Origin of the sequence: Rossellomorea aquimaris (genome assembly GCF_000935355.1) — a bacterium.
Taxonomy (GTDB): Bacteria; Bacillota; Bacilli; order Bacillales; family Bacillaceae_B; genus Rossellomorea; species Rossellomorea aquimaris_B.
This window is the reverse complement of the sequence record NZ_JXZC01000002.1, coordinates 110,382-136,973: the sequence shown is the minus strand read 5'-3', so window position 1 is coordinate 136,973 and position 26,592 is coordinate 110,382. Positions and strand designations below refer to the sequence as shown.

29 protein-coding genes and 1 riboswitch are annotated in these 26,592 nt (G+C 41.7%); of the genes, 27 read left to right on the top strand and 2 right to left on the bottom strand.

Annotated elements, in window-relative coordinates; translation table 11 throughout:
- Positions 1 to 198: 198 nt before the first annotated feature.
- Both TV75_RS21435 and TV75_RS07845 read right to left on the bottom strand, forming a co-directional pair.
- Positions 199 to 336 (bottom strand): YuzL family protein, encoded by a 138-nt coding sequence (locus tag TV75_RS21435; protein ID WP_082051193.1) that lies wholly within the window; start codon positions 334 to 336, stop codon positions 199 to 201.
- A 75-nt stretch (positions 337 to 411) separates the two neighbouring features.
- Positions 412 to 2,013 carry a bifunctional metallophosphatase/5'-nucleotidase gene (locus tag TV75_RS07845; protein ID WP_044338183.1) on the bottom strand — a complete coding sequence of 534 codons (1,602 nt, stop codon included), beginning with the start codon at positions 2,011 to 2,013 and terminating at the stop codon, positions 412 to 414.
- A 239-nt stretch (positions 2,014 to 2,252) separates the two neighbouring features.
- Here TV75_RS07845 and TV75_RS07840 point away from each other — a divergent pair, with 239 nt between their 5' ends.
- The 27 genes from TV75_RS07840 (at position 2,253) to TV75_RS07715 (ending at position 26,511) form a co-directional block, all read left to right on the top strand.
- Entirely contained in the window at positions 2,253 to 4,637 is a 2,385-nt protein-coding gene (locus TV75_RS07840) for a 3-hydroxyacyl-CoA dehydrogenase/enoyl-CoA hydratase family protein (RefSeq protein WP_082051192.1), read from the top strand.
- 37 nt (positions 4,638 to 4,674) lie between these two features.
- Positions 4,675 to 5,853 (top strand): acetyl-CoA C-acetyltransferase, encoded by a 1,179-nt coding sequence (locus tag TV75_RS07835; RefSeq protein ID WP_044338182.1) that lies wholly within the window; start codon positions 4,675 to 4,677, stop codon positions 5,851 to 5,853.
- A 70-nt stretch (positions 5,854 to 5,923) separates the two neighbouring features.
- Positions 5,924 to 7,708 (top strand): acyl-CoA dehydrogenase family protein, encoded by a 1,785-nt coding sequence (locus TV75_RS07830; RefSeq protein ID WP_044338181.1) that lies wholly within the window; start codon positions 5,924 to 5,926, stop codon positions 7,706 to 7,708.
- Positions 7,709 to 7,853: 145 nt separating this feature from the next.
- The gene (locus tag TV75_RS07825; protein WP_437176704.1) at positions 7,854 to 8,636 is read left to right on the top strand and encodes an SDR family NAD(P)-dependent oxidoreductase; all 783 of its coding nucleotides are present in this window, start codon (positions 7,854 to 7,856) and stop codon (positions 8,634 to 8,636) included.
- A 32-nt stretch (positions 8,637 to 8,668) separates the two neighbouring features.
- Positions 8,669 to 8,971, top strand: a complete 303-nt coding sequence (locus tag TV75_RS07820) for an ArsR/SmtB family transcription factor (protein ID WP_044338179.1) — start codon at positions 8,669 to 8,671, stop codon at positions 8,969 to 8,971.
- A gap of 117 nt (positions 8,972 to 9,088) precedes the next feature.
- Complete coding sequence (locus tag TV75_RS07815; protein ID WP_044338482.1) at positions 9,089 to 9,445, top strand: arsenate reductase family protein; 357 nt, start codon at positions 9,089 to 9,091, stop codon at positions 9,443 to 9,445.
- A 127-nt stretch (positions 9,446 to 9,572) separates the two neighbouring features.
- Entirely contained in the window at positions 9,573 to 9,956 is a 384-nt protein-coding gene (gcvH, locus tag TV75_RS07810) for a glycine cleavage system protein GcvH (RefSeq protein WP_044338178.1), read from the top strand.
- Positions 9,957 to 10,055: 99 nt separating this feature from the next.
- The gene (locus TV75_RS07805; protein ID WP_044338177.1) at positions 10,056 to 10,292 is read left to right on the top strand and encodes a YusG family protein; all 237 of its coding nucleotides are present in this window, start codon (positions 10,056 to 10,058) and stop codon (positions 10,290 to 10,292) included.
- Positions 10,293 to 10,477: 185 nt separating this feature from the next.
- Positions 10,478 to 10,837, top strand: a complete 360-nt coding sequence (locus TV75_RS07800; protein WP_044338481.1) for a toprim domain-containing protein — start codon at positions 10,478 to 10,480, stop codon at positions 10,835 to 10,837.
- Between the two features lie 5 nt (positions 10,838 to 10,842).
- A complete protein-coding gene (locus TV75_RS07795) occupies positions 10,843 to 11,157 on the top strand; it encodes a thioredoxin family protein (protein ID WP_044338480.1) in 315 nt (104 codons plus the stop codon).
- Positions 11,158 to 11,407: 250 nt separating this feature from the next.
- Positions 11,408 to 11,758: an SCP2 sterol-binding domain-containing protein gene (locus TV75_RS07790; RefSeq protein WP_044338176.1), complete on the top strand. Its 351-nt coding sequence runs from the start codon at positions 11,408 to 11,410 to the stop codon at positions 11,756 to 11,758.
- A gap of 111 nt (positions 11,759 to 11,869) precedes the next feature.
- Positions 11,870 to 11,976: riboswitch (SAM riboswitch) on the top strand.
- A 152-nt stretch (positions 11,977 to 12,128) separates the two neighbouring features.
- A complete protein-coding gene (locus tag TV75_RS07785) occupies positions 12,129 to 13,151 on the top strand; it encodes a methionine ABC transporter ATP-binding protein (RefSeq protein WP_044338175.1) in 1,023 nt (340 codons plus the stop codon).
- Positions 13,148 to 13,816, top strand: coding sequence for a methionine ABC transporter permease (locus TV75_RS07780; protein ID WP_044338174.1), 669 nt, complete (start codon positions 13,148 to 13,150; stop codon positions 13,814 to 13,816). Before TV75_RS07785 ends, TV75_RS07780 begins: the two co-directional genes overlap by 4 nt.
- A 16-nt stretch (positions 13,817 to 13,832) precedes the next feature.
- Positions 13,833 to 14,660 (top strand): MetQ/NlpA family ABC transporter substrate-binding protein, encoded by an 828-nt coding sequence (locus tag TV75_RS07775; RefSeq protein WP_044338173.1) that lies wholly within the window; start codon positions 13,833 to 13,835, stop codon positions 14,658 to 14,660.
- A gap of 156 nt (positions 14,661 to 14,816) precedes the next feature.
- Positions 14,817 to 15,182 carry a carboxymuconolactone decarboxylase family protein gene (locus TV75_RS07770; RefSeq protein WP_044338172.1) on the top strand — a complete coding sequence of 122 codons (366 nt, stop codon included), beginning with the start codon at positions 14,817 to 14,819 and terminating at the stop codon, positions 15,180 to 15,182.
- Between the two features lie 318 nt (positions 15,183 to 15,500).
- Positions 15,501 to 15,659 carry a hypothetical protein gene (locus tag TV75_RS22090; RefSeq protein WP_172655676.1) on the top strand — a complete coding sequence of 53 codons (159 nt, stop codon included), beginning with the start codon at positions 15,501 to 15,503 and terminating at the stop codon, positions 15,657 to 15,659.
- Between the two features lie 342 nt (positions 15,660 to 16,001).
- Complete coding sequence (gene sufC / locus TV75_RS07765; protein WP_044338171.1) at positions 16,002 to 16,787, top strand: Fe-S cluster assembly ATPase SufC; 786 nt, start codon at positions 16,002 to 16,004, stop codon at positions 16,785 to 16,787.
- Positions 16,788 to 16,804: 17 nt separating this feature from the next.
- Entirely contained in the window at positions 16,805 to 18,115 is a 1,311-nt protein-coding gene (gene sufD / locus TV75_RS07760; protein WP_044338170.1) for a Fe-S cluster assembly protein SufD, read from the top strand.
- Positions 18,115 to 19,344 (top strand): cysteine desulfurase, encoded by a 1,230-nt coding sequence (locus TV75_RS07755; protein WP_044338169.1) that lies wholly within the window; start codon positions 18,115 to 18,117, stop codon positions 19,342 to 19,344. The genes sufD and TV75_RS07755 overlap by 1 nt, the downstream gene beginning before the upstream one ends.
- Positions 19,334 to 19,774, top strand: a complete 441-nt coding sequence (gene sufU / locus TV75_RS07750) for a Fe-S cluster assembly sulfur transfer protein SufU (RefSeq protein WP_044338168.1) — start codon at positions 19,334 to 19,336, stop codon at positions 19,772 to 19,774. Before TV75_RS07755 ends, sufU begins: the two co-directional genes overlap by 11 nt.
- 39 nt (positions 19,775 to 19,813) lie before the next feature.
- A complete protein-coding gene (gene sufB, locus TV75_RS07745; protein WP_044338167.1) occupies positions 19,814 to 21,211 on the top strand; it encodes a Fe-S cluster assembly protein SufB in 1,398 nt (465 codons plus the stop codon).
- 598 nt (positions 21,212 to 21,809) lie between these two features.
- The gene (locus TV75_RS07740; RefSeq protein WP_044338166.1) at positions 21,810 to 22,652 is read left to right on the top strand and encodes a DUF72 domain-containing protein; all 843 of its coding nucleotides are present in this window, start codon (positions 21,810 to 21,812) and stop codon (positions 22,650 to 22,652) included.
- A 21-nt stretch (positions 22,653 to 22,673) separates the two neighbouring features.
- Complete coding sequence (locus TV75_RS07735) at positions 22,674 to 23,498, top strand: sulfite exporter TauE/SafE family protein (RefSeq protein WP_044338165.1); 825 nt, start codon at positions 22,674 to 22,676, stop codon at positions 23,496 to 23,498.
- A gap of 27 nt (positions 23,499 to 23,525) precedes the next feature.
- Positions 23,526 to 24,878: a bifunctional metallophosphatase/5'-nucleotidase gene (locus TV75_RS07730; RefSeq protein ID WP_044338164.1), complete on the top strand. Its 1,353-nt coding sequence runs from the start codon at positions 23,526 to 23,528 to the stop codon at positions 24,876 to 24,878.
- Positions 24,879 to 24,934: 56 nt separating this feature from the next.
- The gene (locus TV75_RS07725; protein WP_044338163.1) at positions 24,935 to 25,237 is read left to right on the top strand and encodes a YunC family protein; all 303 of its coding nucleotides are present in this window, start codon (positions 24,935 to 24,937) and stop codon (positions 25,235 to 25,237) included.
- 409 nt (positions 25,238 to 25,646) lie between these two features.
- On the top strand, positions 25,647 to 25,898 hold the full coding sequence (locus TV75_RS07720) for a hypothetical protein (RefSeq protein ID WP_044338162.1): 252 nt from the start codon (positions 25,647 to 25,649) through the stop codon (positions 25,896 to 25,898).
- Between the two features lie 166 nt (positions 25,899 to 26,064).
- Positions 26,065 to 26,511 carry a PH domain-containing protein gene (locus TV75_RS07715; protein WP_044338161.1) on the top strand — a complete coding sequence of 149 codons (447 nt, stop codon included), beginning with the start codon at positions 26,065 to 26,067 and terminating at the stop codon, positions 26,509 to 26,511.
- The last annotated feature ends 81 nt before the right edge of the window (positions 26,512 to 26,592 follow it).

Here is a 26,592-nt window from a genome sequence, read left to right as displayed (position 1 = left end):
ATGGGTGGGGAAAAGATTGGTGGGGAGGTTTGGGTTATTAGGTGTGTGGTTAGCGAAATATGTCGATCGGTCGATATATTGAATACGGTATTGATAAAATGAAACAACGGTCGATAATTCCGAAAAACGGTTGATAAATTTCCACTCCAGCAAAAAGCACCCGATCAACAAAATCAGGCGCCTTTTCCTCATTACATATTATGGTTGCTTCTTAAATTGATTGTTTTGACTGTTTCTTTTTCCTCCGCCGTCCATATCAACGGTAGGACCAGCGTTCCCCTTCACACTTGCTGCACTGACTCCAGCCTTGGAAGGATTTTTCTTATGCTTAGCCATGTCGAACACCTCCATTACTAAGGTTCCCGGATCTTCTAGAAATTATGATGAACATCATGCAGAAAAGGGACGGACCTACACAGAGGTCCGTCCCTCATAATCGACAACAACTTTCCAATTGTGATTACAGGCAGCTTTTATGGTTTTATGTTTGAGGAAGTAATCAGCAATCAGCTCCGTCATGTCGATTTGGATTTCTTTGATCATCGGTTTGTTTTTGAACATGGTGTATTCCCCGCCGCCACCTGCCCGGTAATTGTTCATGACGACTTGGTAATGTTTATTTTCCTGTAGGGGCTCCCCATTATAAAGTAGGGAAGTAACCCGTTTTCCTATTGGATGGCTGATATTCAACACGTAGTCAATCCCTTCCCACATATCATAATTATAATGCTGGGGTTTAGGAGTGGTGAAATTCGGGTTTACACTAAGCAATCCCACTTGGTTCACAGCGAAATAAGATGCCGAACGCTCAAGGGCAAGATGGATGTCTCTCCCTGTCAATTCAAGAACGGTCAAAGTATTTGGATAGATGTAGTTAGACACGATATCCCTCATTGTGACCATATCAGGCAGCCCCCGCTGTGATTCACTAAATAGTGCGGTTGCTGATATGGAAACTCCAGCAGCCTCCATTTGGACACGCTGAATGAACTCAATGAATGGATGTTCCTTGATACGGGCCTCGAATGTATCTTCTATCAGCATATTTCCTTCAATCGTACCAATCGGTTGATCAAGCCAGGATTGTGTTTTGCTTTCAATATTTCGCGCTAAGGAAAGGACATTTTCATCAGCCTCGATTCCCTCCATGGAAATGATCTGAGGCTCCTTGTTTAACACAGTCCATCCTTGCTTGTTTCGTTGTAACTCAATGGTAACTTGTCCGATGCTCCCACCATGCATTCCCGGCTGAACGATTGAAACCCCATTGATGGTGCCGGCAAGCTTTCGGTGTTGATGACCAGTCAGGAGAACATCGATCCCTTTTACTTCCCTACAAATTTGATAACCTTGGTTTTCACCAGTTTGCCGTTCAGTCGGTGAACCTGTTCGAATATCCTTTTCGAAACCCCCATGATACGAAACAATCATCACGTCAGGTTTTTCTGCTTCTTGAATGCAGGAAACCCAATTCTGAGTTGAAGCTAAGGCATTTTCAAATGACAAACCTGCTATGTGAGAGGGGTTTTCCCAGTTTGGGATATAATGTGTGGTTACACCCAGCACAGCTGCTTTTACCCCGTTAGGTAGTACTTTGATGAAGTATGGGAGACCAAAATAAGGTTTCTTCGTTTTTTCATCAAGAATATTTGCGGATAAAAAAGGAAACTCTGCATCTTGTTGCGCTTTACGTAAGGGTTCCAGCCCATAATTGAATTCATGGTTGCCAATCACGACTGCATCAAATTTGAGTTCATGTAAAATTGAAATAAAAGGGTTTGGCAAATGACGAGCTTGTTTCATATAGTAATAAGTAAGGGGAGTGCCTTGATAGAGGTCTCCATTATCAATGACCAGCACATTCCCGGCTTGTTTTTGTACATCTTTAATATAGGTGGCAATTTTACCTAAACCAACGGCAGCATTCTCCTTGGTTCCATATAAGTAAGGGAATATATGTCCATGGATATCACTGGTTTCAAGGATCGTGATAGATGTTGTATCGTTTTTCATTCGAACCTCCAGATACTTAAAAACATATTATTGTGTTAACAAGTTTACATTATCCAGGAAGAACATGACATAGTAAAAACACCGAAATTTTTGTAAAATTTATCATTTTTAGTCTTTTAAATATTGCGATATATTAGAAAATCAGCTATATTAGATGTAACAGGAACTCATTCGAGTCTTTTTTTTGAGTAAAAAATGAATGAGTATTCATTCAAAGTGTGTAAAAGGGGGAAATACCATTGGTTCGTAGAATTCAGAAAGCCGCAGTGTTAGGATCGGGAGTCATGGGTTCAGGAATTGCCGCTCATCTTGCAAATATCGGCATCCCGACTATGTTATTAGATATCGTACCAAGAGAATTAACCGACGAACATAAAGCAAAGGGACTGACAGAAGAGAGCAAGGTGTTTCGTAATCAATTTAGTGAAAACGCTTTAAAAAAGCTCTTTAAGCAAAAACCGGCGCCATTGACATCAAAGCAAAATGCTTCACTCATTACAGCAGGCAACTTCGAGGATGATCTTCAGAATATCGGGGATTGTGACTGGGTCATTGAGGTAGTCGTTGAGAACTTAGATATCAAGAAGAAAGTGTTTGAACAAGTGGAACGCTATCGTAAACCGGGAAGCATCATCAGTTCGAATACATCGGGGATTTCAATCGAGGCTATGTCAGAAGGACGCAGCGATGATTTCCAAAAGAATTTCTTAGGTACTCATTTCTTCAATCCACCACGCTACTTAAAGCTTCTTGAAGTGATCCCGACGAAAAAGACAGATCCCGAAGTCGTAAGTTTCATGAAAACATTTGGAGAAGACGTCCTCGGTAAGGGTGTCGTGATGGCGAAGGATACACCGAACTTCATCGCTAATCGCATCGGAACGTATGGATTGCTCATCACGGTGCAGGAAATGCTGAAAGGCGGCTACTCTGTGGGAGAAGTTGATTCCATCACGGGACCAACGATCGGAAGACCGAAAAGTGCCACTTTCCGTACACTTGATGTGGTTGGACTCGATACCTTCGCACATGTAGCGAAGAATGTGTACGACCAAGTAGATGGTGAAGAGCAGAAAGTGTTTGAAGTACCGGCCTTCATGCAAAAAATGCTTAAAAATGGTTGGCTGGGAAGCAAGAGCGGTCAGGGATTCTTCCTGAAGCAAGGGAAAGAGATCCTGGAGCTTAATCCTGAAACGATGGATTACCAGCCACGTCAGAAGCTGAAAACAGCTTCACTTGAAATGGCGAAAAATGAAAAAGGCTTAAAAAACAAAATGAAATCACTCGTATATGCGAAAGATCAGGCAGGCACGCTTCTATGGAATATCGTGTCGCCCGTCTTAACCTATTCAGCCCAGCTCCATGGCGAAATTGCCGATGATATCGTAGGCATTGACCAAGCAATGAAATGGGGCTTCGGATGGGAGATGGGTCCATTTGAAACATGGGATGCCATCGGGGTTGAAAAGTCTGTAACACGTATGAAGGAAGAAGGCATGAACGTCCCTGAGTGGGTGGAAAACATGCTTAGTGAAGGACATTCGACTTTCTATAAAGAAGAAAATGGTGAGCGTTACTTCTATCACAATGGTGATTACCAACTTGTAGAACGGAATCCAAAGGCACTCGACTTAAAGGCACTGAAGAATTCAGGGAAGCTGATTAAAAAGAACTCCGGAGCAAGCTTAATCGATATTGGTGATGGCATCGCGCTTCTTGAATTCCATTCTCCAAATAACGCCATTGGTATGGATATTACGCAAATGATTAATTTTGCCGTTGATGAAGTAGAGAAGAATTATAAAGGACTCGTCATCGGAAACCAGGGTAAGAACTTCTGTGTAGGTGCAAATCTTGCCATGATTCTAATGGAAGCACAGGATGACAACATATTTGAAATCGATATGGTCGTCAGGCATTTCCAGCAGGCGATGATGAAGATCAAATATTCATCCAAGCCAGTGGTGGCTGCCCCATTCGGTATGACATTAGGCGGAGGAAGCGAGGTCTGCTTACCAGCAGCTCATATCCAGGCCTCCATGGAAACGTATATGGGATTAGTGGAAGTCGGAGTCGGATTGATACCGGGTGGAGGCGGAAACAAAGAGCTTTATATGAAGCACTTAGCGAACCTTCCGAATGGAGTGGAATTCGATCTTCAAAAAGTAGCCAATAAAGTATTCGAATCGATTGCTATGGCGAAGGTTTCCACATCCGGTGATGAAGCAAGGGACAATAACTTTTTAAATAAAGCAGATGGAGTAAGTGTAAACAGTGATCATCTGTTATACGATGCAAAACAGGCTGCACTAAGCCTATACGAAGGTGGATACTCAGCTCCGATACGTAAGAAGGTACCCGTTGTAGGTGAAACAGGATATGCAACCCTTCTTCTAGGAGCTCAATCCATGCTCCAATCGGGCTTCATTTCAGAGCATGATCTGATGATCGCGAAAAAGCTTGCTTACGTGATCGCAGGCGGAAAAGTACCATACGGCACAGAAGTAGATGAACAATATCTGTTGGACTTAGAAAGAGAAGCATTCCTGAGTCTTGTTGCACAGCCGAAATCACAACAAAGAATGCAGCACATGCTTGTAAAAGGAAAACCATTACGTAATTAATGAGCGTTTATACCATATTAGAAAGCGGGGGAATATCATGCGCGAAGCAGTCATTGTTGCTGGTGCAAGAACACCAGTCGGAAAATCAAGAAAAGGATCATTGGCTCAAGTTCGACCAGATGATCTCGGAGCACTTGTAGTGAAGGAAACCCTCAAACGTGCAGGAAATTATGAAGGCAACATCGATGACCTGATCATCGGATGTGCCATGCCTGAAGCTGAGCAAGGGTTAAATATGGCGCGAAATATAGGCGGACTTGCGGGACTGCCTGATTCAGTACCGGCAATTACGATCAACCGTTATTGTTCATCCGGATTGCAGTCCATAGCCTATGCTGCAGAAAAAATCATGCTGGGTCACTCTGATACAGCGATTGCAGGTGGAGCGGAATCCATGAGCCTCGTACCCATGATGGGTCACGTTGTACGCCCGAATGCAAAATTAGCTGAAAACGCGCCACAATACTATATGAGTATGGGGCATACAGCTGAGCAGGTGGCAAGAAAGTTCGGTGTATCCCGTGAAGATCAAGATGCATTTGCGGTAAGAAGTCACCAAAAAGCGGCAAAAGCGATATCTGAAGGGAAATTCGACGATGAAATCGTACCGGTTGATGTGCTTCATCGTTCAGTAAGCAATGATAATAAACTGGTTGAGAAATCATTCCAATTTTCAAAAGATGAAGGTGTACGTGCTGAAACAAGCTCGGAAGTTCTGGCTAAGTTACGTCCTGCCTTCAATGTGAAGGGCTCTGTAACAGCAGGAAATTCCTCACAAACGAGTGACGGAGCGGCAGCGGTCATGGTGATGGATAGAGAGAAGGCTGGATCTCTGGGTCTTCAGCCTATGGCGAAGTTCAGAAGCTTCGCAGTAGCGGGAGTTCCGCCGGAAATCATGGGGATCGGCCCGGTCGAGGCAATTCCACGTGCATTGAAGATGGCAGGTTTGGAGCTTTCAGATATCGGACTATTTGAACTGAATGAAGCATTCGCTTCTCAATCCATCCAAGTCATTCGTCAACTGGGGTTGGACGAAGAAAAAGTGAATGTGAACGGTGGAGCAATTGCTCTAGGCCATCCACTGGGATGTACAGGTGCGAAGCTGACCCTTTCCCTCGTACACGAAATGAAACGCAGAAACCAGCAATTCGGTATCGTCACCATGTGCATCGGCGGCGGAATGGGCGCAGCCGGCGTCTTTGAATTAATAGGTTAATAGGAGGGACGGACCTCGAATGCCGAGGCCCCCTGCTCCTTCAAAATAATAATTTTTAGGGGGATTCGAAATGGCGAATCAAACAGAAAAGCTGATCAAGGGTGGAAGTTTTTTAATTGAAGATGTAAGTTGTGAGCAAGTTTTCACACCGGAGGAATACTCTGATGAACAAAAAATGATTGCTAAAACAACTGAGGATTATGTGTTAAATGAAGTGGTACCTGTAATCGATAATTTGGAAAACCATGAATTTGACCACTCCGTTCGCCTGTTAAAAGAAGCGGGGGATCTTGGCCTTCTGGGTGCGGATGTTCCTGAAGAGTACGGCGGATTGGGCTTGGATAAAGTAAGCTCGGCACTGATTGCTGAAAAAATGTCCCGCGCAGGTGGATTTTCCATCTCTCACGGTGCACACGTCGGAATCGGTTCACTGCCAATCGTGCTGTTCGGTAATGAAGAGCAAAAGCAAAAATACCTTCCTCCACTGGCAACTGGTGAGAAATTGGCAGCCTACGCATTAACGGAGCCGGGTTCAGGGTCAGATGCCCTTGGTGCGAAAACGACAGCTAAATTGAATGCAGAAGGTACTCACTACATTTTAAATGGTGAGAAACAATGGATCACAAACTCTGCATTTGCTGATGTGTTTGTTGTGTACGCAAAAATCGATGGGGAGCATTTCTCGGCATTCATAGTAGAAAAAGATTTCCCTGGTGTTTCAACCGGTCCTGAAGAGAAGAAAATGGGTATCAAGAGCTCATCCACTCGGACATTAATTCTGGAAGATGCAGAAATTCCAGTAGAAAACCTTCTTGGGGATGCAGGGAAAGGCCATATCATTGCTTTCAATATCTTAAACATCGGCCGTTATAAACTAGGTGTAGGTGCCGTTGGAGCAAGTAAACGTGCATTAGAGGTGACGGTACAATATACAAACCAACGCCAGCAATTCAAAACACCAATTTCCGCTTTCAATCTGACAAAAGAAAAACTGGCAACAATGGCGGCTAAATTATACGCAGCAGAAAGCTCCGTTTATCGTACAGTAGGATTGTTCGAGGATCGCATGAGCAAGCTTACGGATGAAGAAGTGAAGAACGGAACAGAAGTGGCTAAATCGATTGCAGAATACGCGATTGAATGTTCACTGAATAAATTCTTCGCAACAGAAGTACTGGATTATGTAGTCGATGAAGGTGTTCAACTTCACGGAGGATACGGCTTCATGCAGGAATACGAAATTGAGAGAATGTACCGTGACTCCCGTATCAACCGTATTTTTGAAGGTACGAATGAAATCAACCGCCTTCTGGTTCCAGGCACTTACCTGCGTAAAGCAATGAAAGGTGAGCTTCCATTACTTCAAAAAGCACAGGCCCTTCAAGAGGAATTAATGATGCTTATGCCTGAAGAAGTAGGGGATGAGCCACTTGCCCAAGAAAAATATCTTGTGAAGAATGCGAAGAAAATCGGCTTGATGCTTTCTGGTTTAGCAGCTCAAAAATTCGGTAAAGCTCTTGAAAAAGAACAGGAAATCCTTGTGAACATTGCTGATATCGTTTCGAACGCATACGCGATGGAATCCGTTGTCCTTAGAACAGAAAAAGCGATCCAAAAAGGTGGAGTAGAGAAAGCTCAGCAAAAACTTCTTTACACACAAATCTTCTGTCAAGAAGCATTCAACGAAATCGAACAGCATGCAAAAGAAACGCTTGTGGCAACCGAAACAGGCGACACTCTGCGCATGATGTTGTCAGCACTTCGTAAATTCACCCGCCACACACCGATCAACGTAATCGCAGTCAAACGTGCGGCATCAGAAAAGCTGATCGACGCAGAAAAATATACAGTGTAATAGAATAGTTTAAGGGACGGACCTCTGAATGGAGGTCCGTCCCTTTGTTTTGTTGGTAACTTGACATTTCAAATTGTATTAATTATTATATGTTTAAACACTTAAACGTTTAAGTGTTTAAACATTAAAGATAAGGTGGTAATCATTGATGAATAAAACAGTTTTAATTACAGGTGCTTCAAGTGGTATCGGTTTGCACTTTACTCATAAATTTGCAGGTGCAGGACATGATGTGATTCTCGTAGCAAGAAGTGAGGAGAAGCTTCGTACTCTATCAAACGAAATTGAAAATAAATACGGAGTGAAATCATACGTAATCTCATCCGACCTTTCCAAACCAGGGTCATCTGAAGCGTTATACAAGGAAGTGGAAGCACAAGGAATCCATGTTGATATCCTTATCAATAATGCAGGATTCGGGTTGTTTGGCGAATTTGAGCAGACTGAATTATCAAAAGAACTGGATATGATTCAAGTTAATATCACTGCCCTTACAGAGCTGAGTAAGTATTTTGGAAAAGAAATGGTGAGCAGAAAGAGTGGGCAAATCCTGAATGTAGCATCAACAGCAGCATTCCAGCCGGGCCCATTGATGGCCGTTTACTATGCAACAAAAGCGTATGTGTTGTCATTCTCAGAAGCCCTGGCGAATGAATGGGCATCACACGGAGTGACAGTGAGCGCTTTATGCCCCGGTGCTACCAAAACGGGATTCAGCGATGCAGCTGAACTTCAATCTTCAAAACTGTTTCAGTCAGGGGTAATGAGTGTGGAGGAAGTGGTGGATGAGGGGTATAGACAAATGATGGCAAAGAACAAAACCGTCATCATCCCTGGTTTCAAAAATAGAATGCTGACTCAATCCATCCGCTTTATGCCGAGGAAAATGGTCACAAATATTGTTCGTAAAGTACAAGAACGGGTATAATTGAATGTGAATGAGTTTGAAGGGAGAAGACTATGGGTCAAAAAGCAATCGATACATTTCGTGCTTGCATTCCATTATTTCAAGCACTGAGTGATCCTTATCGTCAGGACATAATATTACTTCTTGCCGAACAAGAACCTCTTACGGTCAATCAAATAACTGAAAATCTAACATTATCGCGCCCTGCTGTTTCTCATCATTTAAAGATCCTGAGAGATCAGCAATTGGTGTCATTAGAGCAAAAGGGGACACAGCGCTTCTATTCCCTTGAATTGGATAATGCAACCGTCCTTCTGAAGGAACTGGTTGAGACGGTTGAAAAACAATGTGAGTAATGTTTCACAAAAGAAGGATAATAGTGAATATTGTCGAATGTAGAGATAGATTCGTGCAATACAGAATGCTGGATGGGGCCAAGCTTCATCCAGATCATTATGAAAGGTAGTGGAATGATGTCGTTGACTTTTTATTCTTATCCAAAGTGTGGCACTTGCCGCAAAGCAAAGAAATGGCTGGAAGATCAAGATTTAGCCATTAATGAAATACATATTGTGGAAAATCCGCCGTCAAAAGACGAGCTTAAAAGTCTTTACGAAAAGAGCGGATTACCTCTTAAGAAGTTTTTTAACACAAGTGGGAAAAAATATCGGGAAATGGGCTTGAAAGATAAAGTAAACTCAGCTTCTGATGAGGAACTATTAGAAATCCTTTCCACGGACGGGATGCTGATCAAGCGTCCGATTACGACGGATGGAAGCAAGGTGACAGTTGGTTTCAAGGAAGAAACCTTTGAAGAAACCTGGAAGTAAAAAGAGGTCTGGGATTACCAGATCATGGACAATGAAAAAGTTTCATCATTCACGCTTAGTTTTCTTGCTTTTTTAATGAAAAGTGTGTCAATATTAGGTTGTATACTAGCATTTGGAGGGATAGAGAATGAGTACACCGAAAGAACTTCGTTATTCAGAAGAACATGAGTGGGTCAAAGTTGAAGGGGAAAATGTACGCGTAGGAATCACATCATTTGCACAATCTGAACTTGGCGATATCGTATTCGTTGAGTTACCAGAGGTTGGGGATGAAATCAAAGCGGACGAGCCATTCGGTAGTGTCGAATCGGTTAAAACCGTTTCTGAGCTATATGCACCAGTATCAGGTAAGGTGGTAGAAGTGAATGAAGAGCTGTCTGATAGCCCTGAGTTCGTGAACGAATCACCTTATGAAAAAGCATGGATGATCGTTGTTGAACCTTCAGACGCTGGAGAAGTAGACAAGCTTATGACTGCTGAACAATACGATGAAATGATCAATGAAGGATAATTTCTTTCCAAACACCTTGAGGGCTTCTCAAGGTGTTTTGTTTTATATTTTGGGCATCATATGAGTAGACGTTTTTTCAATTAGAAAGGATGAACATTTATGGTGCTCAAGCCTAAGAAATTAGATGTAACCAACAGGGTGACAGGAAAACTAAAAAATGGTGAAGTAGAACTATATTTAGATAATCAGCCAATCGGCAGAATGGCTTTACCCCTTGATGGGTTAAACATGGAGCCAAACTTTGAAGCAAAAGAAAATAAAATTTATCAAAGCTACACTTCCACGGAAGGCGATCAAGCAAGATACACAGATTGTGATGAAGGTGGCTGGTGTTAGAGATGCTCATGGTGCCAGATTCTATAATGGATCTGGCACCATTTGTATAAGCAGATAGGCAAACCACTTGCGCATTTTTTTATAAACATGAGAAAATATAAGCAGAAAGTGTAGAAAGTGGACATCATCTCTTGTTATTTGAATATACTATCGTAATCTTATTTCTGAAAGATAAGGTGATGATCATGATGGAACTTGACGAAAAAGTAATCATTGTCGAAGGGACAACGGACAAACGGAAAGTGAAAGATATCATTAAAGAACCGATTGAAATTATTTGTACAAACGGGACCATTAGCATTACGAAAATGGACGAACTCATTGATGCATTATTGGAAAGGGATGTCTATATCCTCGTAGATGCTGATGATGCAGGTGAAAAATTACGTAAGCAATTTAAACGTGAGTTCCCTGAAGCTGAACATTTGTACATTGATCGTATGTACAAGGAAGTGGCAGCAGCTCCGGAGTATCACTTGGCGTCTGTCCTGATTGGAGCCAATATAGACGTTCATAAAGAATATTTAGGAAAAAGGATGATCTAGTTTTGATGGAGGTAAGTAATACCGAAGCATTAACCCATCTGATTGAAGACAATACGTTTGAAGCCGTTTACCTGTATACCCCGATGTGTGGTACCTGTCAGGTAGCAAGTAAAATGATTGACGTAGTGGAAAAGCTTCCGCAACCTTTTCATTTTGTGAAGGCCAACTTGAATTATTTGCCCCAATTCGCAGAAGGACAATCCATCGAAAGTGTACCCTGCTTACTTTTATTTAAGGATGGGGTCGAAAGGGACAGGATCTATGCCTTTCAATCCGTTCCATTTTTATATGAAACCTTAAACAAGATCACTGATCGTTAGAGGATAAGAGACCTTTTAGGAGAAGGTCTTTTTTATATGTCTATTTTCTAAACGATTTTCTTTCTACAAACGAAGACATATTTCTCGGGAAATGTTGCGAATGGCATCATTTTTTGGCTAGTATTCATCCAGATTCTTACTGTTCGACAAATTAGATGGATACGTTCAAAACATGTCGAGAAAGTATAAAAGGGATAAATACCTAAAAGTGGAATTGTAATAATATAGAAGTTTCACTGGGAGGGTATTCATGCGAATATATTTAGAGGAATTAGTAGCTCAGTGTCATTCAAGATATCACTTACGACTCTTATTTCCAGACAGCCCATTTGTTCTTCACTTTGATTGTGGAAAAGATTTGTACGGTATTTCTATTTCCAGCAAGGGGTGCGTTGTATTAGATGATTTGAGTGAAGACGCTCATTTCGTAATCGAAGGAATGGAGGGAAAAGTGGTTTCCCTACTTACAGGGGAGGAACGATTGTCTCAACTGATTGAATCCGGAGAGTTGAAAATCAGAGGAGGGTATCGCCCCCTTCTATTTGTTGAGTCTGTTCTTTGGCTGACGAGGTCAAGGAGAAAAGAGCCGGTTGAAGTTTAAAGAATGAGTAGAAAAAATAATTGACACACTCGATCACCGATGATAGAATCTCTCTTGTAGCAAATTTTCAGAGTCTTTAACTTATTAAAAAATTTAATAATCGATACTTTACTCTTATTAAGAGAGGTGGAGGGACGTGCCCTATGAAGCCCGGCAACCGTCAATGAAAATTGAAATGGTGCCAATTCACTCAAAGCAATGGCTTTGACAGATGAGAGAAAGGATAGTCCTATATGATTATGCCTTTCTGCTTATCGCGGAAAGGCATTTTTTATTGAAATAAAAAATGTAACCGGAAAACGCCAGGGTAGGTACACCAACAATCCTGATTAAACAGGTCGTTTTACTCCGAAAGAAGGTGGAATACAACATGATTACCATTTCAGATGTAAAAAAAATCTATCAATCCAAATCGGGTCCGATCTCAGCCGTTGATGGCGTCAATATCGAGATTGCCCAAGGAGAAATTTTTGGGGTGATTGGCTATAGTGGAGCAGGTAAGAGTACGCTGATCCGCATGCTCAATGGTCTCGAAGTTCCCACAGAAGGAATAGTGGACGTGAATGGTCAAATCGTTTCCCAAGTAAAGGGTAAAAAGCTTCGGGAAGCAAGACAGTCAATAGGCATGATTTTTCAACACTTTAATCTCCTCTGGTCCAGGACAGTATTAGAAAATATACAGTTCCCATTAGAAATTGCCGGAGTATCAAAGAAAGAGAGAGTTCAAAGATCCAATGAATTATTGAAGCTTGTAGGGTTGGAAGGCAGAGGAGATGCCTATCCGTCTCAACTGAGCGGAGGACAGAAACAACGGGTTGGGATTGCCAGATCCCTTGCCAACAATCCCGATGTCCTATTATGTGATGAAGCTACTTCCGCTTTAGATCCACAAACAACCGATTCCATCCTTGATTTATTGGTGGATATTAATAAACGCTTAGGGCTGACGATTGTCCTGATCACTCATGAAATGCACGTGATTCAGAAGATTTGCCACCGTGTCGCAGTCATGGAACAGGGCAAGGTCGTGGAACTCGGCGATGTATTGGAAGTGTTCCGAAATCCACAAGAGCAAGTGACAAAGCGTTTCGTGAAAGAAGTTTCGCAAGCAAAAGAAACGGGTGAAACCATTGATCACCTTTTGACGCAATATCCGAATGGAAAAGTGTTGAAATTCACTTTTGTAGGTGAATCAACTGAGCAGCCTCTCATCACCACTCTGATAAGGAAGTTTGACTTAGACGTGAACATCCTTCAAGGACAAATCTCCCAAACCCAAAAGGGTGCCTATGGAACGTTATTTGTCCACCTTGATGGGGATGAACGGACCATCAAAGATGCTTTGGCGTTTGCAGAAAAGCAACTGGTTCAAGTGGAGGTGTTAAGAGGATGATTGAAAATTTATTTCCAAATGTAGATTGGGAGAAGATGTGGGAAGCGACCCTCGAAACCCTGTACATGACCGGAATGTCCGTGGTGATTACCTTTATACTAGGGATGATTCTTGGTATTCTGCTCTTTCTAACCTCCAAGGAGAATTTATGGGATAACAAACTGACGTACACGATAACAAGTGCAGTCGTGAATGTATTCAGGTCGATTCCTTTCATTATTTTGATTGTGCTATTAATTCCATTCACCAAGTTTTTATTGGACACGATTCGAGGAGCGAACGCAGCCCTGCCGGCACTAATTATCGGAGCAGCTCCATTTTATGCCCGGATGGTAGAAATTGCATTAAGAGAAGTGAACAAAGGCGTCATCGAGGCCGCGAAAGCGATGGGGGCAAAGACGAGCACAATTATCTGGAAAGTACTGATTCCAGAATCCATGCCGGCTTTGGTTTCGGGAATTACAGTAACAGCGATTGCCCTCGTTGGATATACGGCTATGGCCGGGGTCATCGGAGCAGGCGGTTTAGGAAACCTTGCCTATTTAGATGGCTTTCAACGAAGCAGGGAAGACGTGACCCTCGCCGCAACCATTATGATCTTACTCATCGTGTTTGCGATTCAACTATTAGGTGATTTCTTTACAAATAAATTGGATAAACGATAAAAGGAGAGAAATAAAAATGAAAAAATGGGTAGCAGGAGTTATTGCAGCAACAAGCATTTTTGGATTGGCAGCATGCGGAAGTGATTCACAATCAGGAGGAGGCAGCGACGAGAAAGAATTAGTAGTTGGAGCTTCCAATATTCCTCACGCTGAAATTCTTGAACAAGTGAAGCCTTTATTAGAGGAGAAAGGTATCGACTTAGAAATTGAAACGTACCAGGACTATATCCTGCCAAATAAAGATCTGGATAATGGAGATATTGACGCAAACTATTTCCAACACGTACCTTACTTAGAATCCCAAAAAGCGGAACACGGATATGATTTCGAAAATGCTGGCGGCATTCACATTGAGCCGATTGGCGTTTATTCTAAAAAGTATAAATCCCTTGAAGACCTGCCTGAAGGTGCAACGATCTTAATGAGTAATTCCGTAGCAGACCACGGACGTATCCTTACGTTATTAGAAGAAAAAGGTCTAATTACATTAAATGATGGAGTAGACAAGACAAAAGCGACGCTGGAAGACATTAAAGAAAATCCAAAGAAACTGAAATTCGATTACGAATATGAAGCAGCTCTTCTTCCACAATTGTATGAAAATGAAGAGGGAGATGCCGTTCTGATCAATTCCAACTATGCAATTGATGCCGGTTTAAATCCATTGAAAGATTCGATTGCCATTGAAGACAGTAATTCTCCATACGTGAATGTGATTGCTGTGAATAAAGGTGACGAAAATAAAGAGGAAGTAAAGGCGCTTGTTGAAGCTCTTCGTTCAAAGGAAATCCAAGACTTTATTAAAGAGGAATGGGACGGTTCAGTAGTTCCGGTGACTGAATAATTTCATGTAACGTAGATAAGGAACCCGATTTTTGATGCTGATCAGAATCGGGTTTCTTCTATGAATATGTACTAACAGTATTTTTTTAACATAATCATTTCCATTATGGCTCATACTATTTTCGATGAATCTATTTCAGAAATGGAGCTGAATGAAATGCAGATGGAACCAAGAAATACAACAGAAGCTGCTCTTCATGATTATAAAATGGGACTTGGAATCTTCACTGAAAAAATGCCTGAGCTTGCCGAGCAGTATAATACGTTCACCGAGCATTGCTTTAGAGAAGGGATTCTTTCTAAAAAAGAAAAGCAGTTGATCGCGTTAGGAATCAGCCTTTACTCCCAAGATGAATATTGCATCATCTACCACACGAAAGGATGCCTGGATCAAGGGTGTTCAGAAGAAGAAATCCTGGAAGCAATAGGAGTAACGGCCGCATTCGGAGGCGGAGCGGTCATGAGTCAGGCAGTGACACTAGTACAGCAATCGATTCAGGACTTAAATCAGTTAAAGCAATAAGCTAAGCGGGTGAGGATCAAGGGGGGAGAAAACCTCCTTGATTTTTTTATTGAATCTATGATCACCAATTCTAAATACTTATTCAATAAAATGAATATATATTAAAAAAGCTATTAATTGGCAGTATAATGGCGGAATTTTGTGAAAACTTAAAGGTAACCCCCTAAAGTTAGAATGATAAGGATGATTTTAAAAGAAAATGACCTCAAACTGGTTTTGTCTTGTGAACGAGGGGGTAGTATAGTTGTAAAGTAATTAAAAACCTGAAAGGAATGATTCATTATCGACTCTCTTGAGAGTATCTCGTACACAAGTGAAATGGAAAAGGCAATGCATGGAGCCCATGGAATTGGTTATGAGGTGTACAAACGAAAGCATGATGTCAGAATGCAAGTAGAGAAAAGAAGAGAGCAGGACTACAAGGAAAGCAGAAGAATGATTGCGGCACTTGATAGAAGAGTGCATGCTAATATATAATAAGGAAGAAAAAAGGAAACCAGTGTAAATTGATACACTGGTTTTTTTGTTGTGATGCATCTCATAGGGTGATGGACGAAGCGGAATGTTCTCCGAGATCATTAGATAACAACAAAATTTCTTCAATATGATCAATCCGGAAAAATGAACAAGCATGCTACATTTTTCTTTTATATTAAGCCAACAATAGGAAAGGATTATCTTGTCAAGTTTACACTATCTGTATAGTTGAAAAAGTTGATTATAGCTTTTATTTGTTATAAGATTGTAATGAGAATAAATTGAGAATGATTAAAGAATTTAATTCTTAAATTCATTATAAAGTCACGGAGGTAAATACACATGGCAGGTTCTACTTTAACAATTAAAGATCTTCATGTTGAGATTGAAGGAAAGGAAATCCTAAAAGGGGTTAACCTTGAAATTAAAGGTGGAGAAATCCACGCAGTAATGGGACCAAATGGTACAGGTAAATCTACTTTATCTTCTGCTATCATGGGTCACCCAAAGTATGAAGTGACAAAAGGAAGCATTCACTTTGACGGTGAAGATGTGCTTGAAATGGAAGTGGATGAGCGCGCTCGCGTAGGTCTATTCCTTGCAATGCAGTATCCAAGTGAAATCAACGGTGTAACGAATGCAGACTTCTTACGTTCAGCGATCAATAGCCGTCGTGAAGAAGGCGAAGAAATTTCTCTTATGAAATTCATCCGCAAAATGGATTCGGAAATGGAATACCTGGAAATGGATCCGGATATGGCACAGCGTTACTTAAACGAAGGATTTTCTGGTGGAGAGAAGAAGCGTAATGAAATCCTTCAACTAATGATGTTACAACCTAAGATCGCCATCCTTGACGAGATTGACTCTGGTCTTGATATCGATGCACTTAAAGTTGTATCAAAAGGAATCAATAAAATGCGCGGTGAGGATTTCGGTTGCTTGATCATCACTCACTACCAGCGCCTTCTTAACTACATCACTCCTGATCATGTCCACGTTATGATGCAAGGACGCATTGTAAAATCAGGCGGAGAGGAATTAGCACAACGCCTCGAAGCAGAAGGATATGACTGGATTAAAGAAGAGTTAGGAATCAAAGACGAAACTGTTGGCCAAGAAGCGTAAGTGTTAGGGGGATGAAAATGACTGTAGAAACGAAACTACCAGTAGATCAAGACTATGTCAGCTCCTACTCAAAACAACTTGGAGAGCCGGAATGGTTAACAACCCTTCGAACAGATGCCTTTGATAAAGTAAAGGATCTAAGCCTTCCAGTTGCTGATAAAACGAAAATCACGAACTGGAATTTTACACAATTCCAGAAGCATACAGTGGAAAGTGATACGTTTTCATCACTGAGTGAGCTGCCGGATGAAGTTAAAGCATTAGTTGATTTGGAAAGCACAGACCAAAGTCTATATATTCAACGTAATAATACACCTGCTTTTCTTTCTCTTTCGAACGAATTAAAGGATAACGGTGTTATTTTTACGGATATTTTTACAGCAGTGAAGGATCATGGTGATCTTGTTCAAAAGTACTTCATGACTGAAGGCGTGAAAACGGATGAGCATAAGCTAACAGCACTGCATGCAGCGTTAATGAATGGAGGGGCATTCCTTTACATTCCGAAAAACGTAGAATTAACCCAACCGATCCAAGCGGTATACGTCCATGACAATGCTGAAGTGGCGATGTTTAACCACGTATTGGTTGTCGCTGAAGATAATAGCTCTGTCACGTATGTTGAAAACTACATTTCTACGACAGACGTAGAAAATGGCGTATACAACATCGTAACGGAAGTTGTGGCAAACAATAATGCGAAAGTGGCATACGGTGCAGTGGATAATTTAGCAAGCGGATTAACGACTTACGTTAACCGTCGTGGAGTTGCACAAAGAGATGCTCGCATCGAGTGGGCCCTTGGATTGATGAACGATGGAGACACCGTTTCTGAAAACGTAACAAACCTAATGGGCGATGGCTCATATGGTGATACAAAAACGGTTGTCGTCGGACGTGGAAAACAGAAACAAAACTTTACGACAAAAGTTGTTCACTTCGGTAAAAACTCCGAAGGATACATCCTTAAGCATGGGGTTATGAAAGACGAAGCATCCTCCATCTTCAATGGAATCGGTAAAATCGAACATGGTGCATCCAAGTCGAATGCAGAGCAGGAGTCACGCGTGTTAATGCTAAGCGAAAAAGCACGTGGGGATGCAAACCCGATTCTTCTGATCGATGAAGATGACGTAACGGCAGGACACGCTGCATCTGTAGGCCGGGTAGATCCATTGCAACTTTACTACCTGATGAGCCGTGGTATTCCGCAGCATGAAGCGGAACGTCTGGTTATTCATGGTTTCTTGGCTCCAGTAGTGAAGCAATTACCGATCGAAGGAGTTAAGAAGCAACTTGTTGAGGTTATCGAAAGGAAAGTAAACTAATGGATGTAAAAGAGATTCGTAAACAATTTCCGATTCTCGACCAGGAAGTAAATGGACATCCACTGGTTTATCTTGACAGTGCGGCAACATCTCAAAAGCCTGTTTCCGTTATCGAAGCGATGAATGATTATTATCGCGGATATAACTCAAATGTTCACCGTGGTGTTCATACTCTTGGTACGAGAGCGACAGATGGATATGAAGGTGCCCGTGAAAAGGTCCGCAATTTCATTAACGCGTCCTCTACTCAAGAGGTGATCTTCACCCGTGGAACGACAACCGCAATCAATACAGTCGCAACAAGCTACGGGCGTGCGAACCTGACCGAGGGAGACGAAATTGTGATCACTCACATGGAGCATCACAGTAATATCATTCCTTGGCAGCAGTTAGCCAAAGAAACCGGGGCGACGTTAAAATATGTTCCTCTTCAAGAAGATGGGACGATTGCGATCGAGGATGTAAAAGAGACTGTTACACCTCAAACGAAGATCGTTTCGATCATGATGGTTTCAAACGTACTTGGTACGATGAACCCAATCAAGGAAATCACCGGGATCGCTCATGAAAATGGTGCTGTCATGGTTGTTGACGGAGCGCAGGCCGCTCCACATATGAAGATCGATGTACAAGACCTGGACTGTGATTTCTTTGCCTTTTCAGGCCATAAAATGGTAGGTCCCACAGGGATCGGAGTTCTTTATGGTAAGAAAAAGCACCTTAATAAAATGGAACCGGTGGAATTCGGTGGTGAAATGATCGACTTTGTCGGACTTCAGGAATCCACTTGGAAAGAGCTCCCGTGGAAATTTGAAGGTGGCACACCGATCATTGCGGGTGCCATCGGACTTGGAGCTGCGATCGATTTCCTTGAGCAAGTAGGGCTTCATAACATTGAAGAGCATGAACATAAGCTTGCCGCTTATGCATTGGAGAAAATGAATGAAGTCGAAGGAATGAAAATCTACGGCCCAACAGATCCAGGTAAGCGTGCAGGTCTTGTAACGTTCAACATAGATGATGTCCATCCGCATGATGTGGCAACCGTACTTGACGCTGAAGGGATTGCCGTTCGCGCAGGTCATCACTGTGCACAGCCGCTGATGAAGTGGTTGAACGTATCCGCAACAGCACGTGCCAGCTTCTACCTTTACAATACAGAAGAAGATATTGATAAACTTGTTGCAGGCCTATTGAAGACAAAGGAGTTTTTCAGCGATGTCTTTTAATAATTTAGATCAGTTATATCGACAAGTCATCATGGATCATTATAAAAATCCACGAAATAAAGGTTCTCTAGAGGATGGAAGCTTTACCATCGATATGAATAACCCTACTTGTGGAGATCGCATTCACCTGACGTTAAAGGTGGAAGACGGTATCGTTCAGGATGCAAAGTTTGACGGGGAAGGCTGTTCGATCTCCATGGCTTCTGCGTCCATGATGACACAGGCGGTCAAAGGGAAAGAAATTGAGAAAGCATTGAAGCTTTCCAAAATCTTCTCTGATATGATGCAAGGTAATGATTATGACGACGATGTGGATTTAGGAGATATTGAAGCATTACAAGGAGTCGCTAAATTCCCTGCCCGTATCAAATGTGCGACACTGGCTTGGAAAGCGATGGAAAAAGGAGTGTCAGAGGAAGAGCAGGAATGATGCTCTCCTTCGGCACTACCAAAGAATGGAGGAATCAACATGGCTAAGAAAGCGCCTGAGATTGGGGATTATAAATATGGATTCAGCGACAAAGACGTCTCGATTTTTCGTTCGAAACGTGGTTTGACGCGCGAAATCGTAGAAGAAATCTCCCGCATGAAAGAAGAACCTCAATGGATGCTTGATTTCCGTTTGAAGTCACTAGAGCATTTTTATAATATGTCTATGCCTCAATGGGGCGGAGACATGCAGGAACTGAACTTTGATGAGATCACTTACTATGTGAAGCCTTCTGAAAAGTCAGAGCGCAGCTGGGATGAAGTACCTGAAGAAATCAAGCAAACGTTTGATAAATTAGGTATTCCTGAAGCTGAGCAAAAGTATCTTGCTGGGGTTTCTGCTCAGTATGAGTCAGAGGTTGTATACCACAACATGCAAGAAGACCTTGAAGAGATGGGCATCGTATTCAAAGATACAGATTCTGCTCTTAAAGAAAATGAAGAACTTTTCCGCGAGCACTGGGCGAAGGTTATTCCTCCTACGGATAACAAGTTCGCTGCCCTTAACTCAGCGGTATGGTCCGGTGGATCTTTCATCTATGTTCCTAAAGGGATCAAGGTGGATACACCACTTCAAGCCTATTTCCGTATCAATTCTGAAAACATGGGTCAATTCGAGCGTACGCTGATCATCGTCGATGAAGGCGCAAGCGTTCACTATGTTGAAGGTTGTACGGCACCGGTTTACACAACGAATTCACTTCACTCTGCAGTCGTTGAAATCATCATCAAGAAAGATGCTTACTGCCGTTATACGACGATTCAAAACTGGGCGAACAACGTGTTCAACCTCGTGACGAAACGTGCTGTATGTGAAGCGAACGCAACGATGGAATGGGTAGATGGAAACATCGGTTCTAAATTAACGATGAAATACCCGGCGGTCATCCTTAAAGGTGAAGGCGCACGTGGTATGACACTTTCCATTGCACTCGCAGGTAAAGGTCAGCATCAGGATGCCGGAGCGAAAATGATTCACCTGGCACCTAATACATCTTCTACGATCGTTTCTAAATCCATCTCCAAGCATGGTGGTAAAGTAACGTACCGTGGAATTGTACACTTTGGCCGTAAAGCGGAAGGCGCACGTTCAAACATTGAGTGTGATACGCTGATCATGGATAACCAATCAACTTCCGATACGATCCCTTACAATGAAATTCTGAACGATAACATCTCGTTAGAACACGAAGCGAAGGTTTCTAAAGTATCCGAAGAACAATTATTCTATCTTATGAGCCGCGGTATTTCAGAGGAAGAAGCAACAGAAATGATCGTAATGGGCTTCATCGAGCCATTCACGAAAGAACTTCCAATGGAATACGCAGTCGAAATGAACCGCCTGATCAAGTTCGAAATGGAAGGTTCAATCGGATAATATATCATTTAAACTCCCTTGATGTTTCATCAGGGGAGTTTTTTCATATGTAAAGCATTTTGATGTGTAGAAGTATTAAAACATAGTCCGTTCCTTTCCGCTCCAGGCACTTGCTTTCCTCTATTGCCCGCAGGAGTCAAGTGCCTTCCGCTACAATCCACTCTGTGCTTCTACTTTATTACTAGCTAACTTGATATAGACAAACACAAAAAAGCCTCTTATGAAGATAGTTTGTCCCATATAAATTACAAATGACAAAAAAGAACAACCAATCAATATCTCTTGTAAATGAAAACTTTATTTTTTAGAATGTTTTTGTCACCTTTTGGCTCTGCCACGAAAATCTTCTATTGATGGTGAGGGGAACTGCGTAGACTCCTGCGGAAGAACGGGCGTGCCGAGACCCCGTTCGGCTAAGCTGAGGAGGCTCGGCCGTACGCTAGCTGCAAGCGGAGCGGTTCCCCTCAACATCATGCACACGCTGATTGGCAGTGCCAGGTAGATTAAATGCTATAAAACAATAATGAAGCCAAACATAAGAATTTCCATTTCCCTTATGATAAAATGGACATGTTCATAATAAAGCAGGTGAATGCGGATGATATACATAGGTGTAACAGGGTGGGGAGATCATGATACCCTTTATGAAAATGTTTCCCCGAGAGACAAACTAAAAGAATACGGTGCTCATTTTCCCATTGTCGAGGTGGACACAACCTTCTACGCTGTGCAGCCACTTCGAAATGCTAAAAAATGGGTAAAGGAAACACCCAAGGACTTTAAGTTCATTGTAAAAGCGTATCAGGGAATGACGGGACATCAGCGGGGGGAGATCCCTTTTGAAACAAAGGATGAAATGTTCAATGCCTTTAAGGAATCCCTTGCCCCGTATGTGGATGCAGGTAAATTAGCAATGGTGCTGCTTCAATTTCCCCCTTGGTATGATTGTAAAAAGGAGCATGTTGACTATATCCGGTACTGCAGGGAGCAATTAAAGGAATTTCCCCTGGCTTTGGAGTTCCGTCATCAAAGCTGGTTCAGACCGGAGTTCAGGGATAAGACGTTAATGTTTATGAGAAAGGAAGGGTGGATCCATAGCATTTGCGATGAACCTCAGGCAGGAGAGGGATCTGTACCGCGGGTCTTGGAAGCCACGCATAAAGATGCGACTCTAGTTCGGTTTCACGGAAGGAATCTGTATGGGTGGAATAATCCGAATGGAGGAGATTGGCGGGAGGTTCGTTATTTATATCGCTATAATCGTGCTGAATTAGAAGAGTGGATTCCGCATATCCATCATTTGCACGAAACCTCTAACGATCTTTATGTTCTCTTCAATAATAATTCCGGTGGGGACGCCGCTGATAACGCGAAACAGCTCATTGAATTATTAGGCCTTGAATATGGAGGACTTGCACCAAAGCAACTGGATTTATTTTAGCTGACAGGAGATGAAAGACAGATGGAATGGATGGTTCTTCTATCAATCGGACTTTTAGCAGGAGCAATGGGATCTCTCGTAGGCCTGGGCGGAGGGGTGATCATTGTTCCTGCCCTCATTTATTTCGGTACATATACAAGCTTGATAGAAGGAATGAACCCTCAGACAGCTGTAGGTACATCATTGGTCATTATGATTTTTACAGGGTTATCATCAACCCTGGCTTATCTAAAGCACAAGACCGTAGATTATAAAAGCGGCTTGATCTTCTTTGCGGGCAGTGGGCCGGGTTCAATACTGGGAGCTTGGGTAAACAAGGGATTGAACATGGAGAGCTTTAATTTATACTTTGGTATTTTCATGATTTTAATCGCCATTATTCTTATGGTTCGAAACAGGTTAAAGCCTATTGAGAAATTTAAGGATGCCTCCTTTCAAAGGGAGTTTACGGATCCCGCTGGAAAGACCTTTCGATATGGGTATCCTCCTGTATTAGGAGCGGCTATTGCCTTTATCGTTGGATTTACGTCTGGTTTATTTGGCATTGGCGGCGGATCGTTAATGGTACCTGCCATGATCTTAATTTTTCTTTTTCCGCCCCATGTAGCCGTTGCCACATCCATGTTCATGATTTTTCTATCGGCATTGGTCGGCTCTGGTACACATATCATGCTGGGTAATGTAAAGTGGTTGTATGCTCTTGCCCTTATTCCAGGGGCATGGATTGGAGCTAAGTTCGGAGCCTATTTAAATACGAAACTTGAGTCAAAAGTATTAGTGAGTATTTTACGCATTATCTTGATATTAATTGGAATTCGATTGATTTACCAAGGGATTACAGGATAACATACCTCCAATAGGAGTGAGCAAATAGTGAGAGAAACCATTCATATTTATCATACAAACGACCTTCACAGTCATTTTGAGCATTGGTCAAGGATCCGTGATTTTCTAAAGATGAGAAAACAATGGCATATAGATGAAGGGGAACCTGTTTATCTATTCGATATCGGAGACCATGTAGACCGCTGGCATCCATTAAGTGAAGCGACTTTAGGAAAAGGAAACATCGAATTTCTAAATGAAGTTGGCTTTGATGCTGTAACGATTGGGAACAATGAAGGAATTACAATGGATTATGAAGATTTAAACAGCCTCTATGATAAAGCGGATTTTCACGTGATTGTAGGCAATCTATTTGATCAGTCTGCACAACATCCCGGCTGGGTGAAGCCTTATCATATTTTTCAAACGGATAGTGAAATGAAGATAGGTGTCATTGGATTGACAGCCTATTTCAAACCGTTCTACAAAACCCTCGGCTGGAATATTACTTCTCCAATGGATGAACTGCAGAAATTAGTTCAAGAGCTTCATCCACAGGTGGATATGATAATCCTTCTTTCACACTTAGGGATAAGGGATGACGAGGTGATTGCGGAACAATTTCCTGAGATTGACGTTATCCTCGGGGCTCATACCCATCACGTCCTTCATCAAGGAAAAGAAATTAAGGGGACGATGCTTGGGGCAGCAGGAAAATTTGGTCATTATGTTGGGCATATGATGATTGAGGTCGATATAACCAATAAAAACATTGTAGGGAAAAAAGCTCAGCTCTATGAACAACACGAGCTTCCCTCTGTTGAAAAGGAAGAACAGGAAAGCCTGGAGTGGTATCAGGCGGGGGAGGATTTGTTAAGAAAAGAAGTATCATCTCTTACGAAATCCTTATCCGTGGATTGGTTCAATCCATCCCCGCTTCCGAACGTGTTATGTGATGCCCTTGCTGAATGGTGCCGGGCTGATTGTGCCTTTCTTAATTCTGGCCTGCTTATCCATGGACTGGATGAGGGACCGGTGACGAAACAGGATTTACATCGGATCCTCCCCCATCCGATCAATCCATGCCTCATTAAGGTGAAGGGAGCCGAGCTTAAGGAAATCATTAAACAAACATTTAATGAGGAATGGCCTCATCTTCAAGTGAAAGGGTTAGGATTCAGGGGCAAAGTGATGGGTCGATTTGTATACACGAATATTCAATTTGAAGACCATGAAATCTTAATCGATCACAAGCCGATCGATTCAGAGAAAGTGTACAAGCTTGCCTTGCCTGATATGTTCACTTTTGGACACTTCTTTCCTGACCTTCAAAGACTCGAAAAAAAATATTTTATGCCTGAGTTTTTACGAGATGTCCTGGAATGGAAATTAAAGCAGTAAATGTTTCACCGTTTCCTTTTCCGCATCATACATATGAGTGAAAGGAGCGATGAAACATGATGAATGTATCTCCGATTACCATTCAGGGACATACCTTTTTAGCGATTTCTGTTGAACTGCCAAAAACCAATCTCCTCGTTGTGACGAGTGATATAGGATATATAATGTGTGGAGCACTGGACGTAGCATTACTAAATGAGAAATTGAAAGACAGAGGAATCATCGCAGGAAGAGCAGTCGGTGTGAAAACAATCGACCAGCTTCTTGATGCCCCTCTGGAATCCATCACCATTGAAGCAGAAAATCGTGGCATCACACCGGGCATGATCGGCCGGGATGCGTTGTTAAAAATGATATAAGTGTCAGAGGATCAGCTGCACTTTTGGTAACTTCAGAGGTGCAAACAAGTAAATATCAAAGCAAAACGTACTGTATTTCACAATGAAATTCACAGTGCGTTTTTTATTGAGATAAAAGGTGTCACATGAGTTTCGGTTGCTAAATCATATGCGGGTTAACCTCCCAGTTCACAAGGGCGGAAGTAATTGTTGTAGGGTATGTAAATTTAGTGAGATTAACATTTTGATTTTGTAGAGTAACAACAAAAGTTTATCGAAAAAAATGTTAAAGTTTAGTAATAATAATTTAATTACCACTATTCAATTAACGGGCAGGTTGATTGATATCCGAAACTTAAATAGTCGGGTTTTCGTCTAATAAATATAGAGTTAGAAAACAGATTAATAATGGTCTTGGGAGGAGGATAAAATGAGAAAGCATCTAGGTTGGGCACCTATCGGAATTATAGGGGTTACTTTTATACTCCTTTTCCTTATGAGGGGAAAAGTTAGTGGCTATATAGGAACCACCGTGTTAATTACTGGGATAGTACTAGCTTTGGCGACTGCCTTGTTAAGCAAAAAAGGGAAACCAAAGACAATCTCAATATCAATATTAGGAATTCTTGTTGGAGGATTTATTATGCTTGTTTTGGGTTTTATGATGAACGGAGGACTATAAGAACTATCTTCCATTATAGGGGGGAATAGCTGGAGAACAGCTGATTGATCTCCGGCTATTGCCCATCTTAAATTAATGGGTAGTTTAATTTAACAAGATGAAACTTTAAATTTTCGAAACGTATTCAAGTGAAAGATAATATATATATTGGAAGTGATATTACTTTATGGTTTTTCATTCAAAAGTAGATGCCTTTTTTATCAATTTTATGTTGATTGTAGTACTCGTTATTGCTTTAGTATCATTCTTTCCATTATTCACGGAAGGCGGCACTCAATTACCAGTGGTTCTAATTCTTAGTTCATCATTCCTTATTGTGATAAGTTTTATTTTATGGACTGCTTTTTCGGTTAAGTATATTTTTCATCCTGATTATTTACTTATAAAAGGTGGACCATTTAGGAGTCGCATTCCATATGAAAGTGTTATAAAGGTATCACCTACAACTGCAATCTTTATTGGACATAGAATATTGTCATCCAGAGATGCAATTGAAATTTTAAATAATACAACTTTTATGGGGAGTATCAAAATTTCACCCAGAAATAAAAGAGAGTTTATTTCTGAATTAAAAAAAAGATGTCAAAACGTAAAAATACAAGATTGTGAATAAATGCAATTAAATTAAAGGGAGCGTTAATGGAAGAAAGCGTTTAAAAATAGAGGCTGGGATTAACGTGTTTTAGACCAAGTA

Excerpts from the sequence above, each read along its gene's own strand:
- TV75_RS07830 (WP_044338181.1), top strand. The coding sequence starts at position 5,924 with ATGGCGAATCAAACAGAAAAGCTGATCAAGGGTGGAAGTTTTTTAATT.
- gcvH (WP_044338178.1), top strand. The coding sequence starts at position 9,573 with ATGAGTACACCGAAAGAACTTCGTTATTCAGAAGAACATGAGTGGGTC.
- TV75_RS07755 (WP_044338169.1), top strand. The coding sequence starts at position 18,115 with ATGGATGTAAAAGAGATTCGTAAACAATTTCCGATTCTCGACCAGGAA.
- TV75_RS07790 (WP_044338176.1), top strand. The coding sequence starts at position 11,408 with ATGCGAATATATTTAGAGGAATTAGTAGCTCAGTGTCATTCAAGATAT.
- TV75_RS07785 (WP_044338175.1), top strand. The coding sequence starts at position 12,129 with ATGATTACCATTTCAGATGTAAAAAAAATCTATCAATCCAAATCGGGT.
- TV75_RS07780 (WP_044338174.1), top strand. The coding sequence starts at position 13,148 with ATGATTGAAAATTTATTTCCAAATGTAGATTGGGAGAAGATGTGGGAA.
- TV75_RS07815 (WP_044338482.1), top strand. The coding sequence starts at position 9,089 with ATGTCGTTGACTTTTTATTCTTATCCAAAGTGTGGCACTTGCCGCAAA.
- TV75_RS07835 (WP_044338182.1), top strand. The coding sequence starts at position 4,675 with ATGCGCGAAGCAGTCATTGTTGCTGGTGCAAGAACACCAGTCGGAAAA.
- TV75_RS07720 (WP_044338162.1), top strand. The coding sequence starts at position 25,647 with ATGAGAAAGCATCTAGGTTGGGCACCTATCGGAATTATAGGGGTTACT.
- sufD (WP_044338170.1), top strand. The coding sequence starts at position 16,805 with ATGACTGTAGAAACGAAACTACCAGTAGATCAAGACTATGTCAGCTCC.
- TV75_RS07715 (WP_044338161.1), top strand. The coding sequence starts at position 26,065 with ATGGTTTTTCATTCAAAAGTAGATGCCTTTTTTATCAATTTTATGTTG.
- TV75_RS21435 (WP_082051193.1), bottom strand. The coding sequence starts at position 336 with ATGGCTAAGCATAAGAAAAATCCTTCCAAGGCTGGAGTCAGTGCAGCA.
- sufB (WP_044338167.1), top strand. The coding sequence starts at position 19,814 with ATGGCTAAGAAAGCGCCTGAGATTGGGGATTATAAATATGGATTCAGC.
- TV75_RS07805 (WP_044338177.1), top strand. The coding sequence starts at position 10,056 with ATGGTGCTCAAGCCTAAGAAATTAGATGTAACCAACAGGGTGACAGGA.
- TV75_RS22090 (WP_172655676.1), top strand. The coding sequence starts at position 15,501 with ATGGAAAAGGCAATGCATGGAGCCCATGGAATTGGTTATGAGGTGTAC.
- TV75_RS07775 (WP_044338173.1), top strand. The coding sequence starts at position 13,833 with ATGAAAAAATGGGTAGCAGGAGTTATTGCAGCAACAAGCATTTTTGGA.
- TV75_RS07725 (WP_044338163.1), top strand. The coding sequence starts at position 24,935 with ATGATGAATGTATCTCCGATTACCATTCAGGGACATACCTTTTTAGCG.
- sufU (WP_044338168.1), top strand. The coding sequence starts at position 19,334 with ATGTCTTTTAATAATTTAGATCAGTTATATCGACAAGTCATCATGGAT.
- TV75_RS07740 (WP_044338166.1), top strand. The coding sequence starts at position 21,810 with ATGATATACATAGGTGTAACAGGGTGGGGAGATCATGATACCCTTTAT.
- TV75_RS07795 (WP_044338480.1), top strand. The coding sequence starts at position 10,843 with ATGGAGGTAAGTAATACCGAAGCATTAACCCATCTGATTGAAGACAAT.
- TV75_RS07845 (WP_044338183.1), bottom strand. The coding sequence starts at position 2,013 with ATGAAAAACGATACAACATCTATCACGATCCTTGAAACCAGTGATATC.
- TV75_RS07820 (WP_044338179.1), top strand. The coding sequence starts at position 8,669 with ATGGGTCAAAAAGCAATCGATACATTTCGTGCTTGCATTCCATTATTT.
- TV75_RS07735 (WP_044338165.1), top strand. The coding sequence starts at position 22,674 with ATGGAATGGATGGTTCTTCTATCAATCGGACTTTTAGCAGGAGCAATG.
- sufC (WP_044338171.1), top strand. The coding sequence starts at position 16,002 with ATGGCAGGTTCTACTTTAACAATTAAAGATCTTCATGTTGAGATTGAA.
- TV75_RS07770 (WP_044338172.1), top strand. The coding sequence starts at position 14,817 with ATGCAGATGGAACCAAGAAATACAACAGAAGCTGCTCTTCATGATTAT.
- TV75_RS07800 (WP_044338481.1), top strand. The coding sequence starts at position 10,478 with ATGATGGAACTTGACGAAAAAGTAATCATTGTCGAAGGGACAACGGAC.